General features: G+C 59.9%; 16 protein-coding genes and 1 tRNA gene. 6 read left to right on the top strand and 11 right to left on the bottom strand.

Annotation, left to right across the window (positions count from 1 at the left end; genetic code table 11):
- Nucleotides 1-64 precede the first annotated feature (64 nt).
- Entirely contained in the window at nt 65-634 is a 570-nt protein-coding gene (locus tag J2T60_RS01020) for a superoxide dismutase (protein WP_301288333.1), read from the bottom strand.
- A gap of 184 nt (nt 635-818) precedes the next feature.
- Here J2T60_RS01020 and J2T60_RS01015 point away from each other — a divergent pair, with 184 nt between their 5' ends.
- The 3 genes from J2T60_RS01015 (at nt 819) to J2T60_RS01005 (ending at nt 4792) form a co-directional block, all read left to right on the top strand.
- Complete coding sequence (locus J2T60_RS01015) at nt 819-1340, top strand: retropepsin-like aspartic protease family protein (RefSeq protein WP_253444174.1); 522 nt, start codon at nt 819-821, stop codon at nt 1338-1340.
- Between the two features lie 23 nt (nt 1341-1363).
- Nucleotides 1364-2191, top strand: a complete 828-nt coding sequence (gene nadC, locus J2T60_RS01010; RefSeq protein WP_253444171.1) for a carboxylating nicotinate-nucleotide diphosphorylase — start codon at nt 1364-1366, stop codon at nt 2189-2191.
- Nucleotides 2192-2332: 141 nt separating this feature from the next.
- Entirely contained in the window at nt 2333-4792 is a 2460-nt protein-coding gene (locus tag J2T60_RS01005) for an acyl-CoA dehydrogenase (protein WP_253444168.1), read from the top strand.
- Nucleotides 4793-4976: 184 nt separating this feature from the next.
- On the opposite strand, the gene J2T60_RS01000 is transcribed toward J2T60_RS01005, so the two are convergent.
- A complete protein-coding gene (locus J2T60_RS01000; RefSeq protein ID WP_253444166.1) occupies nt 4977-7499 on the bottom strand; it encodes a putative bifunctional diguanylate cyclase/phosphodiesterase in 2523 nt (840 codons plus the stop codon).
- A gap of 217 nt (nt 7500-7716) precedes the next feature.
- Between J2T60_RS01000 and J2T60_RS00995 the strand changes: the two genes are divergently transcribed.
- On the top strand, nt 7717-8109 hold the full coding sequence (locus J2T60_RS00995; RefSeq protein WP_253444163.1) for a hypothetical protein: 393 nt from the start codon (nt 7717-7719) through the stop codon (nt 8107-8109).
- On the opposite strand, the gene J2T60_RS00990 is transcribed toward J2T60_RS00995, so the two are convergent.
- Both J2T60_RS00990 and J2T60_RS00985 read right to left on the bottom strand, forming a co-directional pair.
- On the bottom strand, nt 8106-8603 hold the full coding sequence (locus J2T60_RS00990) for a hypothetical protein (protein WP_253444160.1): 498 nt from the start codon (nt 8601-8603) through the stop codon (nt 8106-8108). The two genes, J2T60_RS00995 and J2T60_RS00990, sit on opposite strands and share 4 nt — an antisense overlap.
- Nucleotides 8593-9285: an IMPACT family protein gene (locus J2T60_RS00985; protein ID WP_253444156.1), complete on the bottom strand. Its 693-nt coding sequence runs from the start codon at nt 9283-9285 to the stop codon at nt 8593-8595. Before J2T60_RS00985 ends, J2T60_RS00990 begins: the two co-directional genes overlap by 11 nt.
- 47 nt (nt 9286-9332) lie before the next feature.
- Between J2T60_RS00985 and thiI the strand changes: the two genes are divergently transcribed.
- Nucleotides 9333-10622, top strand: a complete 1290-nt coding sequence (thiI, locus tag J2T60_RS00980; RefSeq protein WP_253444153.1) for a tRNA uracil 4-sulfurtransferase ThiI — start codon at nt 9333-9335, stop codon at nt 10620-10622.
- A 32-nt stretch (nt 10623-10654) separates the two neighbouring features.
- On the opposite strand, the gene J2T60_RS00975 is transcribed toward thiI, so the two are convergent.
- The 5 genes from J2T60_RS00975 to thiO form a co-directional block, all read right to left on the bottom strand.
- The gene (locus tag J2T60_RS00975) at nt 10655-11992 is read right to left on the bottom strand and encodes an alpha/beta fold hydrolase (protein WP_253444150.1); all 1338 of its coding nucleotides are present in this window, start codon (nt 11990-11992) and stop codon (nt 10655-10657) included.
- A gap of 173 nt (nt 11993-12165) precedes the next feature.
- Nucleotides 12166-12699, bottom strand: a complete 534-nt coding sequence (locus J2T60_RS00970) for a hypothetical protein (protein WP_253444146.1) — start codon at nt 12697-12699, stop codon at nt 12166-12168.
- Nucleotides 12700-13488, bottom strand: a complete 789-nt coding sequence (locus J2T60_RS00965; RefSeq protein WP_253444143.1) for a hypothetical protein — start codon at nt 13486-13488, stop codon at nt 12700-12702. It lies immediately after the preceding gene.
- Nucleotides 13489-13797: 309 nt separating this feature from the next.
- Nucleotides 13798-13873, bottom strand: a tRNA-Thr gene (locus J2T60_RS00960).
- 84 nt (nt 13874-13957) lie between these two features.
- Complete coding sequence (gene thiO / locus J2T60_RS00955) at nt 13958-15064, bottom strand: glycine oxidase ThiO (protein WP_253444140.1); 1107 nt, start codon at nt 15062-15064, stop codon at nt 13958-13960.
- Nucleotides 15065-15148: 84 nt separating this feature from the next.
- Here thiO and J2T60_RS00950 point away from each other — a divergent pair, with 84 nt between their 5' ends.
- Complete coding sequence (locus J2T60_RS00950) at nt 15149-15676, top strand: GspH/FimT family protein (RefSeq protein WP_253444137.1); 528 nt, start codon at nt 15149-15151, stop codon at nt 15674-15676.
- A 16-nt stretch (nt 15677-15692) separates the two neighbouring features.
- On the opposite strand, the gene ispH is transcribed toward J2T60_RS00950, so the two are convergent.
- Nucleotides 15693-16649 carry a 4-hydroxy-3-methylbut-2-enyl diphosphate reductase gene (gene ispH / locus J2T60_RS00945; RefSeq protein WP_253444134.1) on the bottom strand — a complete coding sequence of 319 codons (957 nt, stop codon included), beginning with the start codon at nt 16647-16649 and terminating at the stop codon, nt 15693-15695.
- Nucleotides 16650-16820: 171 nt separating this feature from the next.
- Nucleotides 16821-17327: a signal peptidase II gene (gene lspA, locus J2T60_RS00940; RefSeq protein WP_253444130.1), complete on the bottom strand. Its 507-nt coding sequence runs from the start codon at nt 17325-17327 to the stop codon at nt 16821-16823.
- Between the last annotated feature and the right edge of the window lie 34 nt (nt 17328-17361).

Genomic DNA, 17361 nt, shown 5'->3' with positions numbered 1-17361 from the left:
GCGGCTAATGAAAACAAGGCACTGGCCGGGCAATAGCCAGCCAGCGCCTTGATCAGGGCGCTGATCAGCCGGCGAAGTTCTTGGCAGCAAAGTCCCAGTTCACCAGCTTCCAGAACGCTTCCATGTACTTGGGGCGGGCGTTCCGGTAGTCGATGTAATAGGCGTGCTCCCAAATGTCACAGGTGAGTAGCGGGGTCACGCTGTCATCGGTGAGCGGGGTTTCGGCATCATCGGTTTCCACGATGGCCAGACTGCCGTCGCTCTTCTTCACCAGCCAGCCCCAGCCGGAGGCGAAATTGGCAATGGTCTTTTCCGTGAATTCCTTGCGGAAGGCATCTACCGAGCCCCATTCCTTCTCAATGGCCGCCTTGAGCTCGCCTTCGGGGTCACCGCCACCGTTGGGGCTCAGGGATTGCCAGTAGAAATTGTGGTTCCACACCTGGGCAGCCTGGTTGAACAGCTTGCCGGAGGCCTTCTTGATCAGCGCTTCCAAACTGAGATCGGCGTCCGGGGTCCCTTCAACAAGACCGTTGAGGGTATTCACATAGGTCTGGTGGTGCTTGCCATAGTGATATTCCAGGGTTTCCTTGGAGATATGCGGTTCCAGGGCATCCATGGAATACGGCAGAGACATCAATTCGTGGCTCACGAGGGCCTCCTTGAATACTTGATATGGACCAAGAGTTCGTGCGGGAAACGCATAGTGTCGCGCGAATCAGGACTGATTCCAAGGGGCCACGACGAATGGTCAGGCTTGGCCATCCCTCTAACCGCCTTTCCTTGCCCTGCCAGGGGCCAACTATCGGTATAATTGCCCTATGAATTCCAATGATGTCAGCAACCGCCTGGGCCTTCTCATGGGCCTGCTCGCCACCCTGGCCGTGCTGGGGGTACTCACGCTCGCCTTCCAACAAGGCCTGGACGAGCGCCAGCACCCCAACAGGGAGGTGATAGCCCAGTCAGTGGATGGCGGGGCCCTGGAGATCCGGCTGGAAAGCAACCGCCAGGGGCATTATCTGGTGGATGGCACCATCAATGGCCATCCGGTGACTTTTTTCGTTGACACCGGTGCCACGCGCATTGCCATTCCCGCCCATATCGCCGATGCCATCGGCCTTTCCCGCGGCCAAGCCGTGGACACGCGAACCGCCGGTGGCCGGGTTACCAGCCATGCCACTGTGCTGGATGAGGTGGAGATCGGTGGCATACGCCGACGCGGCCTCCAGGCCACCATCAATCCGGTCATGGAGATGGACAAGGTGCTGCTGGGCATGAACTTTCTCGCCCCCCTGGAATTGAATCAGCGGGACGGCGTACTCACCATTCGCGCACCACAGTAGTCAAGGGCAAGGACTCATACCCCATGCAAATCCCCGACGATCTAACTCGCCAGGTAACCGCCGCCCTGGATGAAGACCTGGGTCAGGGTGACCTGACCGCTGCCCTCATCCCGGAAAGCAACACGGCCCGGGGACGCATCATTACCCGGGAAGCGGCCGTGTTTTGTGGACAACCGTGGGCGGATGCAGTCTTCAAGTCCATCGATCCCGGGATCCAGATCCACTGGAATGTGGCCGATGGCGATGCCGTGCAAGCCAATCAGGTTTTGTGCACCTTGAGCGGACCGGCCCGGGTTTTGCTCAGCGGTGAACGAACGGCGCTTAACTTTCTCCAAACCCTGTCGTCCACGGCCACGGCCACCCGCCGTCTGGTGGAGGCCGTAGCCGGCACCGGCTGTACCATTCTCGATACCCGCAAGACCCTACCCGGCCTGCGAACCGCCCAGAAATATGCGGTCCGTTGCGGCGGCGGTGAAAACCATCGAACCGGGCTGTTCGATGGCATTCTCATCAAGGAAAATCACATTGCCGCCTGCGGCGGCATCGCCCCGGCGGTCAGCACCGCCCGAGACTGTCATCCGGGGATTCCGGTGGAAGTGGAGGTGGAAAACCTGGCCGAAGTCGAACAGGCCCTGGCTGCGGGTGCTGACAGCTTGCTGCTGGACAACCTTAGCCTGGAACAACTCTCGGAGGCGGTGGCCTTGAATCAGGGTCGTGCCAAGCTGGAGGCCTCCGGCGGGCTGACTGAAGCGGCCCTGGCTCAAGTGGCCGCCACCGGAGTGAACTACATTTCGGTCGGCGCCCTGACCAAGCATATCCGGGCCGTGGATTTATCCATGCGACTGGAATAATCCGGCCTGCAGTCACCCACGCCAGCGGAATATGATATGCTGGCTGGCCCTTGAAACAAGCGTTTGAATTTGGCCCAAGCGTCCTTATTGACGGGGCCCTTTTGACGACTTCTCAGCGACACTTCTCACAGGAGGACAACCATGTCCGGCCTTGTTTGGTTTCTCGTTACCATCGCTCTGGCACTGACTCTGGCCTACACCCGTTCCAAACTGCCTGTCTGGACGCTGGCCTTTGCCGGTCTTCTGGGTGTCAACTGGCTGATTTCCGGCAGCTTCCCCCTGATCGGAACCATTGTATTTTTGGCCGTGGCGATTCCCCTGAACGTCACGCCCCTGCGGCGCAATCTGTTCAGCCGCAAGCTGCTGGCCTGGTTCCGTTCGGTCATGCCACCCATTTCCCAGACCGAGCGGGTTGCCCTGGATGCGGGTAACACCTGGTGGGATGCGGACCTGTTTACCGGCAAGCCGGACTGGAACAAGCTCCTCAGCTACCCGTCTCCCCAGCTGAGCGACGAGGAGCAGGCCTTTGTGGACGGCCCCACCGAAGCGCTCTGCAAGATGCTCGACGACTGGGAGATCACTCACGAGAAAAACGATCTGCCGGCCGCCACCTGGGACTTCATCCGGGAGAAGGGCTTTTTCGGCATGATCATTCCCAAGGAGTACGGGGGGCATGGTTTCTCGGCCCTGGCCCACTCCTCGGTGGTGATGAAAGTGGCCAGCCGCAGCCCCTCCGCCGGGGTCACCGTGATGGTGCCCAATTCCCTGGGCCCGGGTGAGCTGTTGCTACATTACGGCACCGACAAGCAAAAAGACTATTATCTGCCCCGGCTGGCCAAGGGCGAGGAGATTCCCTGCTTCGCCCTCACCGGTCCCCACGCGGGTTCCGATGCCGGCGCTCTGCCCGATACCGGCATCGTCTGTAAAGGTGAGCACAACGGCAAGGAAGTGCTGGGCTTTAGAATTACCTGGGACAAGCGCTACATCACCCTGGCACCGGTGGCCACCCTGCTGGGTGTGGCCTTCAAGGCCTACGACCCGGACGGATTGCTGGGCGACAAAAAGAGCCTGGGCATTACCCTGGCCCTGATTCCCACCGACACACCCGGGGTGGAGATTGGCCAGCGTCACTTCCCCCTCAATGCCTCCTTCCAGAACGGACCCACCCGCGGCAAGGATGTCTTCGTTCCCATGGAGCATCTGATCGGCGGTCAGGACTTCATCGGTGAAGGCTGGCGCATGCTGATGAACTGCCTGTCCGTGGGCCGTGCCATTTCCCTGCCGGCCCTGGGTACCGGTGCGGGCAAGATCTCCAGCCGCACCACCGGTGCTTATGCCCGGGTCCGCAAGCAGTTCAAGACCCCCATCGGCAAGTTCGAAGGGGTAGAAGAAGCCATGACCCGGATTGGCGGCTATACCTACCGCATGGAAGCCATGCGGCGAATGACCGCCGGCGCCCTGGATCTGGGCGAGAAGCCCTCAGTCCTGTCGGCCATCCTCAAGTATCACTGCACCGAAGGCATGCGCCAAGTGGTCAATGACGCCATGGACATTCATGCCGGTAAGGGTGTCATGATGGGGCCGAGCAACTATCTGGCCCGCACCTATCAGTCCATTCCCATCAGCATCACGGTGGAAGGGGCCAACATCCTGACCCGGGGCCTGATGATCTTCGGCCAGGGCGCCATCCGCTGCCATCCCTATCTTCTCAAGGAGATGGAATGCGTGGGCATGGAGGATGAGGAACAGGCCGTGGCCAAGTTTGACCGGGCCCTGTTCTCCCATGTGGGCTTTACCATCAGCAATGCGGTGCGCGCCTTCGTCACCGGCCTGACCCGGGGCCTGTTTATCCGCAGCCCGGAAGCCGGGGAAGTCAGCCGCTATTACAAGCAGTTCTCCCGAATGAGCTCGGCCTTTGCCTTCTCTGCGGATGTGGCCCTGCTGCTCTTGGGTGGTGAGCTCAAGCGCAAGGAGAAGCTGTCTGCCCGCTTTGGCGATGTCCTGAGCCATCTCTACATGGGCTCGGCCATGCTCAAGCAGTTCGAGGATCAGGGTCGCCCGGCCTCGGATCTGCCGCTGGTGCACTGGGCCTGTCAGGACTCCCTGCACACCATTGAAGATCGACTCAACGAGATCTTCCGCAACTTCCCCTCGCCCTTGCTGGGTCGCCTGGTGAAGTGGGTGGTGATGCCCACCGGCAGCAGTTATCGCCGGCCCACTGACAAGCTGGGCCATGAGGTGGCCTCCCTGCTGCTGACCCCGTCCGCAGCTCGGGATCGCCTGACCCGCGGTGTATTCATCAGCAACGACCCGGCCGATCCGGTGGGCAAGGTGGAATACGCCATGGAGCGCATGCTGGCCGCCGAGCCCCTGGAAGCCCGCTTGCAGAAGGGCCTGGGTGTTCGCCTGACTCCCAACAATCTGGAGGAGCATCTCCAGCGGGGCGTGGAAGAAAAGGTGATCGCCGAACAGGAAGCCGAGGTCATCCGGGAATCCGCCAAGGCCACGGCCGCGGCTATTGCCGTGGACGAGCTGGATCCGGAACGGGCACCGGAGGCCCATGCCGGCAAGACCGCCAAGCAGGCGGCCAAGGCCAGCTGAATACAAAGAGGATCCGGTGGGCTGAAGAATGGTCCACCACGTCAAAAAAGCCCCGCCGTTTGGCGGGGCTTTTTTGTGCTTCGTGACATTTCGGGAAGAACAATCTGGCTCGGAACTGTCTACCTTGGCAACTCAAACGAAGCCCAAGCCAGCTCACCTCCCCCAACATTCTCAGTCTGGAGGATCAGCTTTCCGGTAAATTGCGCTTCTCACGCAAGAGCCCTTCGATTTCCTCCGCTGGCCTTGGGCGGCTAAAATAAAAGCCCTGCATCAAGCGACAACCGGCGTCGATCAGCAAATCCCGCTGGGTAGCCTCCTCCACCCCTTCAGCAATCACGTTCAGGCCCAGGGCATCCGCCATGGTGATGGCGGCCCGGGTAATGGCCTCATCCTGGCTGGACTTGGTGATATCGCGCACGAAAGAGCGATCCAGCTTGAGAATGTCCACTGGCAGGCGCTTCAGCTGGCCCAGGGAGGAACTGCCGGTGCCGAAATCATCCATGGCCACCCGGACGCCGCGCTCCCGTAAGCGGTCAAAGACGGCCTGATACTGCTGTTGGCCCACCAGCACATCGCTTTCAGTCACCTCGGCCACCAGGCGTGCCGAATCGATGCCGCTTCGGTTCAGGGCCCGATCCACCATGGCCGGCAGGCCACCATGGCGACACTGAACCATGGAAAAATTCACACTCATTGTCAGACCGCCATGATGGTCGCGATCCCATTCCCCCAATTGCATCAGGGCTTCATTGAGCACCCATTCCCCGATGGGTACCACCAGTCCGGTCTCCTCGGCCAGAGGAATAAATTCCCCGGGCGAGATCATACGACCATCCGAACGCTGCCAACGAACCAAGGCTTCCACCCCCACCATCGTGCCCGTCTCAGGACGAACAATGGGCTGGTAATGCAGTAGGAATTCATTGTCCTCCACTGCCCGGCGCAGCTCATTGTCCAGGGAAAGCCTCCGCACCGCACGTTCACGCAACTCCGGCGTAAAGAAGGCATAACGGTTGCGGCCTTGTTTCTTGGCTTCGTACATGGCCGCATCCGCGCTTTGCAGCAGGCGCTCCGGGTCCTCGGCATCATCCGGATAGATCGCAATGCCAATGCTGCAGGTCAGTGTTATCTCGGTGTTATCCAGCACCATGGGCTGAATCAGCGATTTGCGAACTCGGTTGGCGATACCCCGCAGGGTCTCCAGGCTTTCCAAGTCATGCACGATGACGGTGAATTCGTCACCGGCCAGTCGAGCCACCCAGTCTCCATCCCGCAGGCTGTCCAGAAGTCGCTGGGACATTTCCTGCAGCACAATGTCACCCGCATGGTGGCCCAGGGAGTCATTGACGGCCTTGAAACGGTCCAAATCCACAAACAGCAGTCCCAGACGGTTGCCTTCTTCTGCCGCCGACTTAATGGATTGACCGATGAACTCATGAAAAGCGTTGCGATTGGGCAAACGGGTCAAACCATCCAGGGTTGCCATCTCCCGCAGACGATGCTGAGCCTTTCGTCGATCGGAGGCCGCCATGGCCAGAGAAATAAAATCCACCGCCGAACTAATAAAGCTATCGTCATCTTCGGTCCAAAATCGCTGGATCCGGGATTCGGCCATCAAAAAACCGCGCACTCGACCGTCCCGGCGAAAGGGGGCAGCAAGAATGGAGTGAATCCCTGTGCTGCGAAAATAGTCATCCCAGTAGCGTCCGGCATGGGCATGATTCTTCACATCCGGTACCACCAGTGTCCGCAGACGTTCAAATTCCTCGCGATCAGCCCGGTCAATCCGGATATCCAGGTTCAGATTGGGGGCATTATCCACCCGATCACCATCCAGAATCAGTCGGCAATCGAATTGCGCATTCTCTTGCGACAGAAACCAGACGGATATACGGGTCACCCCCAAGCCACGGGCCACCGACTGGGAGACTTCCCTCAGGGCTTGCGCCAGGTCCCCCTCGGCAATCACTGAATGCCGGGCCAGCTCCATCAGGATCAGCTTACGGCGCTGGTTCGTGGTCTCCCGGCGCCGCAACTCGGTCTCGATCCGGCGCCGTTCATCCACTTCCTGACGCAGAGATTCGGCAGCCGAGGCGAAGGAATGCCGGGCCGCGACGGATTCGGTCTGATCCCAATTAAGGCGGCGAGCCGCAAGGACCAATACCAGTGCCGACAAACCGATTAGAACCGCGGCAATCTGAGTGAGGGAGGAACTGTTCAACAGCAACATCAGGGAGATCGGTGCCAGTATCAACACCATGATGACCATATATAACCAGAACGCCGGTGCCAGCAGGGGCAATCCAATGCCAGCTATGGCCACGAGAATCAGAGCCATGATGATTTGATATTCCGGCTGGCCTTCAGGAAACAATAGCACCCCGGCCGAACCCCAGATGGCCCCGGAGACCAAGGCACCGGTCAGGAATATGGCAAACCAGATACCCGAATTATTGACGTGACCACGAGAACGAAAGAAAAACAGGCAGGCCACCAGGCGACCCAGCTCGGATATAATCAGGGCCAGAGCCCAACCCAGTGCCACGTTCCAGGACACCACGGCAGATACCAGAATGGCAATCAGAACGGCAGCCGGAATACAGACAATATGGGAGGGAAAACAATAGGTGAACAGGCGCTTGATCATCTCCGCCCGAACTTGGCTATCCACATCCCTATCGGTCACCATCAACTGACCTGTCAGCATTACCAGCCTTCCCTATTGGTATACATTCGGCATCCAAAAACATCCCGGTTCAGGTTGCTCATTGATCCTGTCCAATCAATTGGCTTTTCGGCCCATGAACCTATTCGACCAGGAACCGGTCAAACTTTAGCAGTTTGCTACCGCTCGCGACAGCAAAGCACTTGGTGATAGCCGGTGTAATCAGGGACAATGAGAGCAATCCCGGAGAGTGATGACCATGCAGATGATCCGCACAAGCGCTGTTACTCTGATAATCAGCCTAGCCCTGACCAGTCTGGCTTGCAGCGGCTTTGTCAGTGATCAACGAACCCGTGACCGGCAATCCAATATTGAACAGGCCAAGCGGGACGATACCCGCTGCCAAGAGCAGGGCCATGAATACCCTTCTCCGGCCTATACCCGCTGCCGCCAGGCCCAACAGGACCAGCGCGAGCAACGCCAGCTGTTTGCCCTGGAAATCATTGATCCCCAGCAAGATTACATGGATGCCCACGACCCCCGTCGACGCCTGAGCACCCAGCGCGGTGAATTCCGCTGCGAAGAACGGAGCTGGCAGGAGACACGCTGGATTCAATGTCGGACCTACCCCAGGGAAGAAGACAGCCCTTAACGATGCTGCTCCCACTCATCCACCGCCACTGCCATGGCGCGGGCACAGCCCTGTAAACGATCAATGGCCTGCTCATAGGCATCGACCCGCAGGGCCCGCCAAGCGGCGGTTAGCGCCTCCCGCCCAGCCTTGTCCACACCATCTTCCTTGAGTAGCCGGCTGGCCTGAGCCAGCGCACCGATACACTCATTGACCTGATCCGCTTCCAGATCCGACTCGGTAAAGACCAGGGCACAAGCCCCCAGGGGGGCCGCATCCATGGCGGGAGCTTCCGAGACCCATTGCTCCCGATCCACCTCGCGCTGGTAGGCCGCCACCAACCCTTCCACCATCCAGCACAAAGCCAGCATGGAGGCCATATCATTGAACAGCTGAGGGTCACCCCGCTCAGCGGCCGTCTCCGCCGCGGCCGCCAGGGCCGGTGCCACCACCAGGCGATATTCCTCCGAGGCCAGTTTCAATTCATCGGATTGGGCTTGCGGGTCATTTGCCATGGTCTTTTCCATCATTATCTTGGGTGTCGAATGCTTGAATACGGGCCCGACTGGCTTCCCGCAGGGCATCCTCCAGGGCGGGCCAGTCAACCTCTCGAATCTGCAATGCAGCGGTCACCTGCTGGGCATAGTCCGGGGCCTCGAGATGGCCCCCATAGGCCGGCACCAGCCGGCGTACCAGACTTTCGAATTCGAAATCAAACTTAAGGAGGCGTTCGATCATCGGCTCGCGCCAGGCCAATGGCAAACCATCCAGTGCCTGCTGAACAGCCGCTGAATAGGCCCTCACCAGTCCACCGGCGCCCAGCTTGATACCGCCGAAATAACGAATCACCACGGCCACCACATCACCCAGGCCCTTGTGCTCCAACACAGAGAGCATGGGCCGGCCGGCGGTCCCCGCCGGCTCACCAGCATCATTGCTGCCCATTTCCGCCCCACCCGCAGGGTTGCCGGCCACGAAGGCCCAGCAGACATGACGGGCATCCGGATAACGGCTCTGGCAGCGCTCGACGAAGGTCATGGCCTCCCCCCGGCTGGCGGCGGGTCCGATCAGGGCGATAAAGCGGCTGCGTTTCACCTCAAGCTCACGCGCCACCTCACCATCCGGATATTGATAGGGGGTATGACCAGCCTGCAATCGGACCTCCAGCGGCATCAAGGCAAGGCGGGATGTTATCATGGGCGGCTTATTTCGCTCGCGACAATATCTTCAGAACATTCAGACCCATGAGCCAACAACACGACGACAGCCCGGTTGTCCCCCAAAACAGCCGCATTAACCGCATCCTGCTCACTTATGGTGAGTTGGCGCTGAAAGGCCGGAATCTCAAGGATTTCAAAAAACGGCTGCGGGAGAACATCAATCTGCACCTGGCCTTTGCCGGCCCGGGCTGGTCCGCCCATTGGCGGCACAAGCGGCTGTTTGTCGAGGTGCCGGAAGACGGCCAATCACGACTGGCCGAGGTGTTGCAGACCCTGGAACAGGTGGCCGGTCTGGCCCGTATTCAGCCCGCCATCTGGACAGCGACCCCCGAAGGCCCCCGAAGAGAACACCTGGAGGCCATTCAGGCCCAAGTGCTGGACCTGGCCGGGGTGAGTCACCAGGCCGGACAAACCTTTCGGGTGAAAGTAAACCGGGCCGACAAGCGCTTTGCCATCCGTTCCAGCGAACTGGAACGGGAACTGGGCGGACAGATCATTCAGCAGACCGATTGGGAAAAGGTTTCCCTGAATCACGCCGACCGCAGCTTCCACATCAATCTCTACCCGGAAGGAATCTACGTCTTCTGTGAACGTCGTCCGGCCATGGGCGGGCTGCCGGTGGGCAGCGGGGGGCGTCTGATGACCATGCTCTCGGGCGGCATCGATTCCCCAGTGGCGGCCTGGATGATGGCCAAGCGGGGTTGCCCTCAGGATTTCATCCATTTCACCGCCACCCATCAGCAGCAACACGACCTGGAACAGAATAAAGTGGTGGAAATGGCACGCCATCTGAGCCATTTCACCGTACGCTCTAGGCTTTATCTGGTGCCCTACACCCACTTCGACCTGGCCATGCTGGCCGCTCCCAGCGATTACGGGGTGATCATGTTCCGCCGTTTCATGGCCCGGGTGGCCGAAGCCCTGTGCGCCGAAACCGGCGCCCTGGCCCTAGCCAACGGGGATAGTCTGGGGCAGGTGGCCTCCCAGACCCTGGAAAACATGGTGAGTAAATCCCGTGCGGTGACCCTGCCTATCCTTCGCCCCCTGGTGGGTCTGGATAAGCAGGAGATCATCGATATCGCCCGCCGTATCGGAACCTTTGATAACGCCATCCGGCCCTACAAGGACTGCTGCGCCCTGATTGAGCAATCTCCCCGCACCCGCTCCCAGCATCACCGTCTGGAAGGGGAGGAAAGCAATGCATTTCCGGAGTATGAGCAGATGATTCGGGACACGCTGGCCGATGCCCGCCGCGTTGATTTCCAATGTGGAGAGGCTGTCGAGATCGCCTCCCCCGATCCCCTGCTCCGTTAATCCGGTTGTTCCTGAGCCCCTGCGGGGCTCATTCAACAATCCTGGGAGAGGCGAAAATCATTCGGACTTTCCAGAAAGTCCTTGACCGCCTTTCCAGCACAGCGGACATCAAAAACCACCCCGTGGCTACGACCCTTCACTTCCAGAACATGAGCATTGTCCAGCAGCGCCGCTTGTTCCCGAGTCCATGACACGGGCGTAACCGAATCCCATTGTCCCGCCAGGAGTAGCACCGGCTGCTCGGCGGTCACTGGCTGGGCAAAATTCTCCCGCGTAAAGGGCCCTGCCCAATCATTGAGACAAGGATGGGCACGCAGACCCGCCACCGGAAAGCTGACTTCCAGTCCTCGTCGATGTGCGGCGGAATGAATGCCTTCCGGGTTCGGCAGATGGCCTTCATTGCATAGAGAAGCCCAATAGACCGGTACATTGCGGTCCGGATCAAGGGCAGGGTCGATGACCTGGCTGAGCATTCGGGCGAAGGAACGATAGTCCTTGTCGGCTGCCCGCACAATTGAGGATGGTAGGGTCGCCAGACTCTCATCAAATGCCTGCGCGGCGAAAACCAGGTCCAGAAAACGGGCTTCAGTCAACCATAAAGCTTGATCCGGCGCATCGTGGCGAGGCACCTGGATCAATACCGCTTGTTCAGCCAGACGGTTCCTGACCTGTTCATGGGCGTCCCTCAGCTGCCTATCAGAACACCCCTCTTGTGAACGGCAGTAACCGGTCAGGTTCCTCAGAGAATAAGCATGGACCTCTGGCTGGGTCTGGAAGGGGTCGATATGGGGAGGGAATACCCCATCGAGAACCGCCGCGGAGAAGCGATCCGGATGATCCTCAAGCAGGCGAAGGGCCAGCCTCGAACCATGGGAAAGCCCCAGCAGACGAGCCTTTTCTTCTCCAATGGCGTCCATAATTGCTGGTACATCGTCCAGCAGATGACGGGCCGCAAAATCATCCAGTGCAACGCCCCTGTCCTGCCAATACCCCCGGCATTGACTGAGCGACTTCAAGGCCAAGCGGCTTTCGGCAGTGGCGGAGAGTGGCTGGGCCAACATGGCACTGATGGCAAGATGGTTACCTGGGCAATGGAGACGTGGTTCGGCCATTCCGGTACCACGGGGATCAAATATCAAAAGGCGATCCTCCAGCCCCAACTCCAATAACCAAGCGCCCCAGTACCAAGCCGAATACTCGTCCGTCCCAGCCGCCGCACCCGGGCCTCCAGGCAGATGGATCGTCAGGGGGGCTGTTTCAGGGACTGAATCCCGGCGCATCAGCAGCAGGGGCAGTCGGATCGCCTGCTCCCTTTCCCCTTGCACTCCGGGCTCGAACCAGGCACACCGGGCCTGGATTCCGGCCGGCATCAAGTCATCGCAATCTTCCCAGGCAATGGCCGTCGCCTGGTTGCTTGTCTCTGAGCTGGCCCGTGATGGCCAGGAATCAGAATCGTGCCCCGTGTACACGAGAAACAAGGCCAAGCCGAAGACCAGCAACACAGCAGGCCCCCAATATTGCCCTGACCATCGCCAATCCGGTATCAACGGCAAATCAACCCTTCAGACACCCCCCGGCGGCAGTAATGACGAGCCACCACTTCTTCAATTTGCCAACATTCATCCGCCCGGGTGAACCGTACCCGATGGTCGGTCCCCGCTACCGAGTCGTCCTTGAACCCCCAGCGTTGCAGCAGCCCCTCCATGGAGCCATCCCGCAGCACACGGGTGCGCATATTGATTTCAAGATCCGCATCCTGCGCCGGACCAATCAGATAACGGGACTCGGCCCAGGCTTCAAGGGCCGTATCCGGATTCGTGCAGAGCGCTTCCGGCGCCAGTCGTTCGCTCTGTTCCAGGGCTTCCACACGATCCCATTCGGACCGCTCGGGATCATAGGGACTCTCATCGGCCTGCCGGACATATTCCTGCCAATGGGGTTGCTGCAGAAACACATCCTCGTCGGCTTCACCGCCTGACCGGTTTTCCTCCGATTCATCGCTACAGCCGGCAATGGTCACACTGAAAAATGCCGCGACCAGAACCACTCCGATCCACCACTGCTTGATAGGCTTCATTCATCTCTCCTGATGATGGCTTCCATGTTTTGGACCCTGGAACTGAGGTGATTGTTGCAACAGGGAAATTAGTTGATCCCGGCGCCGCACAGGCCCCTTGCCATTGGTGGCGATGCCGAACAGGGGAATCACCTCACCATCCCGCATGCGCAAAACCGTACGACGGGTCTGGCCATTCTTGGACTGACGATTTTCCAGGTCAACATCTTCAATCTCTTCCACATCCAGTGTGCGCCCCAATGCTGTCGACTGCCACCAGCGGCGCTTTCGCAAATGCAGCTGACCGTTGACCACATCCAATTCGGCCTCGCTAATATTCCTGACCCCGAACATCAAGAATAGACCGCCCAGGGGGAAGGCCAAAAAGAACAAGCCCCACCATCCCATGGTCCGCCGAACCGATAATTCGGATTCGCTCGTATCGGATAGAAAATGATTGACCTGGGCCGCCAGGCGATCATGAGGGCCTCTGGGTGAGGACGAACCCACGGTTAACTGATGACGGTCCTCGTCCGTCACCAGCAGGGTGCGATAGACATAGCCACCACTGTCTGAGCTGCTGGCCCGACGGTCCACCACGGCCTCCTGAACAGTCGCCAACGGAATCACGACGGAATGCTCACTGAAAATACTGCTTTCACTGAAGCGACACTCGCCGGTACCCCGTTCACAGTTCAAGGTCTTGGCTGAGGTCAGCCAGGGCAAAATCATCAAACCCAGCAATAGAAAAATCAGCCCCACGAAAGGCAGCAGACGGTGCTTGAATCGCAATATACGTTCCGAATTCATCTCCCACATTCCCCTTTCTATTCTCCGAACTCCCAAAACCCCAATGATAATAAATTTTAAAACAAAAAAGGGCCGCCCAGATTGGACGGCCCTTTAACTAACTGGTGCCGGAAAGATGGAGTCGACCAATGCGTCCGGAACGCATTGGCGTCAGCCGCCAGCGGCGGATGACCCCGACCAGCGGGAGGGGCGGGTATCAGGGACGATACCCGCAACCGGAGACCTTCGCATTTAAGCAATGGAAGGTCGGAGGATTCGCCCTCCACCAACAAAAAAGGGCCACCCAAATTGGGCAGCCCTTTAACTAACTGGTGCCGGAAAGAGGAGTCGAACCTCCGACCTTCGCATTACGAATGCGCTGCTCTACCAGCTGAGCTATTCCGGCAACAAGAGCGGGATTATAACGAAGCGGCCAGCCCCACCGCAATCAGGGATTGGCGGAATCGCCGATTGCGGACCGCTTGGCGTGTTACTCGACAATCCTCTCACGACCGGGTCGGAAGGGCGCAAGATCCTGCTCCGGCACTTCACCGCACATCTGCTGGGCCAGCAAACGACCGCTGAGTGGCGCTAATAGGATGCCATTCTGGTAATGGCCGGTATTGAGATGAATGGCGGCCCGCCCCGGCTCCGGCCAGGCGCCGATAAAGGGCAAGCCATCGGGGGCGGCCGGGCGCAGGCCGGCCCAGTGATCCTCGACGGGTTTCTGGGACAGTCCCGGCACCATGGCCGTGGCGGCCTCATGCAAGACGCGCTGGCCGGTTTCGGTGGGCTCGGCATCAAAACCGGCCTCTTCCAGGGTACTGCCCACAATCAGCTCGCCCCCAGGCCGGGGCACCAGATACTTGCGCCCCTTGAGCACCATATGCCGCAAAGCGCTGCTGCCGGCCGGAAACTGGATCACCTGGCCCCGCACCGGACGAAGCGGTAATACCGCACCCAGCCGTTCCAGCAGCAAGCCGCTCCAGGCCCCCCCGGCAATCACCAGCTGCTCGGCCTGCATCCAGCCTTGGGCCGTCTTGACGGCGGCCTCGCCCACTTCCAACCGTAAGTCTTCCACCGCCAGGGAGGGGTGGATATGGATACCAAGGCTGGGCGCTTCGGCGGCCAGGGCCCGGATCAAATCACGGCTATAGACGTTGCGCATGCGGGGAAAGCACAAGCCCTCGCCGTCCACCGCCAGCTCCGGCTCGATGGCCTGCAACTGCCTGGCACTCAGCGATTCGTATTCGATGGACCATTGCTCTGCCCACTGGCGGGCCAAATCCAGTTCGTCATGATCGAGAACCAGCAAGCCCGTGCGGCGAAGCCCAATGGCACAGCCACTGCTGCCCGTCAGCTCAGCTACCACTTGCGGAAATTCACGCATGGACTGGGCCGCCAGGGACTGCAGAGCCAGGGGAAGCCGCCAAGGATAGAGGGGACAGAGAATACCGCCGGCCGCCCCGGAGGCCTGGGCCCCCAGCTGCCCCCGGTCCAGAACAGTCACCGAGCGGCCCCGGCGAGCCAGCTCACGGGCGGTCATCAAGCCAATGATACCGCCACCGATAATGATCGTGTCGGATTTTTCCGTCATTTGCTGTCCCGTTGTTGCACCGGCCGGTGCGCCTTTTCTAGTTTTTCATTCCCAGCCACGGATGGCATCAACAGGGAGGTTGCCATGCGATATCGAATGAATGGATTAACGCTGTTGGAATTACTCATCGTTCTGGCCATCGCCGGACTGCTGTTCGGTCTAGGGACGCCCCGCTTCTCCGCCTGGGTGGATGAGCATCGTCAATCCGCCGCCAGCAATCGTCTGGTGGGAGCAATTCAATATGCCAGACAGGAGTCCCTGCGCTCACAGCTGCCGGTTAGTCTCTGTCCCAGCCGGGATGGCCGCCATTGCCTGAAAGACACCGATGCCTGGCAATATGGCTGGATCATCTACCGCCATCAGAAACACCATGGCAGCAATGAGCTGCTGGAAGCCGATCAGATCCTGCAGGTGATGAATGCAGCCCCCGAAGGCCTGCGGGCCAACCGGCAGCGTTTTACCCTGAGAACCGATGGCAGGCGTTCCACCAATGGAACCTTTCTCGTCTGCCCGCCTGGCGCCCAAACCGCAACACGCGCGGTGGTTGTCAATGTGACCGGTCGCCCGAGAGCCACCCGGGATCCGCAACGAATGCCCTCCGCCGATTGCTGACCCCGATTCGCGGGGTTCAGGACGCCTGCCGGGAGGGGCGGGTTCGCAAGAGCTTGGGCAGGGAAAAGGTCACAGTCTCCGCCCGGCCTTCCCGCTCCTGGGCCGTGCGACCGCCCCAGTCCCGCAAGCGGTCCACCACCTGCTGGACCAGCACTTCGGGAGCGGAGGCCCCGGCAGTAACTCCCACCTTGGCCACGCCATCAAACCAGCCCCGGTCCAGATCGTCCGGGCCATCCACCAGCCAGGCCTGGGCCCCTTCCCGCTCGGCCATTTCCCGCAGGCGGTTGCTGTTGGAACTGTTGGGCGAGCCCACCACCAGCATCACATCCACTTCACCCGCCATGATCCGGACCGCATCCTGGCGGTTCTGGGTGGCATAGCAGATATCTTCCTTGCGAGGGCTGGCCACCGACGGAAAACGCTGGCGCACCGCCTCGATCACCTGAGCGGTATCATCCATGGACAGAGTGGTCTGGGTAACAAAGGCCACGCTGTCGGGATTTTTCACGTCCAGCTTGTCCACATCCTCCGGCACTTCCACCAGGTGGATACGACCACCCCACTGGGTGTCGAAACGCCCCATGGTGCCTTCCACTTCCGGATGCCCGGCATGGCCGATGAGGATCACATCCCGCCCATCCCGAGCATAGCGGTGAACTTCCAGATGAACCTTGGTTACCAGGGGGCAGGTGGCGTCAAAGACCTTCAGACCACGCCGTTCCGCCTCTTCTTCTACCGCCCGGGAAACGCCGTGGGCGCTGAAGATGACAATGGTGTCGTCAGGCACTTCATGCAGTTCTTCGACGAAGACCGCGCCCATATCCCGCAGGCGATTGACCACATAGCGGTTATGCACCACTTCATGGCGGACATAGATGGGGGCGCCATAGATATCCAGGGCCCGCTCGACAATCTCGATGGCCCGGTCCACGCCGGCGCAGAATCCGCGGGGATTGGAAAGCAGAATGTCCATGGGGTGCCTCGGGGGTAGGCTTGGATTCGGGCTCCATTGTACCGCAGGGGAGCGGGGACGGTAAAAAGCCCCGGGTCACTCGGGGCACTCCGTAGGAGCGGCTTTAGCCGCGATAGGCTCCACCGCGGCCTGGGTCGCGGCTAAAGCCGCTCCTACGGAGGTGGGGATGAATCAGGCCTTGTGGCGAGGAGAGAAACTATCAATGATCACCAGGATGGCGCCGATGGTGATGGCTGAATCGGCCACATTGAAGGCCGGCCAATGCCAGCTCCCATAAAACACATCAATGAAATCCACCACGTGACCATAGGCAATGCGATCGATGAGATTACCCACCGCGCCCCCCAGGATAAAGGCCAGGCCACATGCCAGCCGCCCTTCACCCTTGCGCGGCATGTACCAGAGCCAGACGATGATCGCCAAGCTGACACCGGCAGCCAACACCGAAAGCACCCAGCGCTGCCAGCCCCCGGCATCGGCCAGAAAGCTGAAAGCCGCCCCGGGATTAACCAGATAGCGCAAATTGAGGAAGGGGGTGAGATTGATGGTCTCGTAGAGCTCCATATGCCACTGGATCAAGATCTTGGTGATCTGATCCAGGACAATGATGACGCCGGCCGGAATCAGCCAGATCAGGGCCCCCGGGCCTTTCGGTTTCTTGATGTCCACTCCCAACATCTCAGCTCTCCCGGCCGAATGAGTCTTTCAAGAA

Source organism: Natronospira proteinivora, from assembly GCF_024170465.1.
GTDB classification, from domain to species: Bacteria; Pseudomonadota; Gammaproteobacteria; order Natronospirales; family Natronospiraceae; genus Natronospira; species Natronospira proteinivora.
The sequence above is the reverse complement of the archived record's forward strand: the minus strand, read 5'-3'. Positions and strand labels throughout refer to the sequence as shown.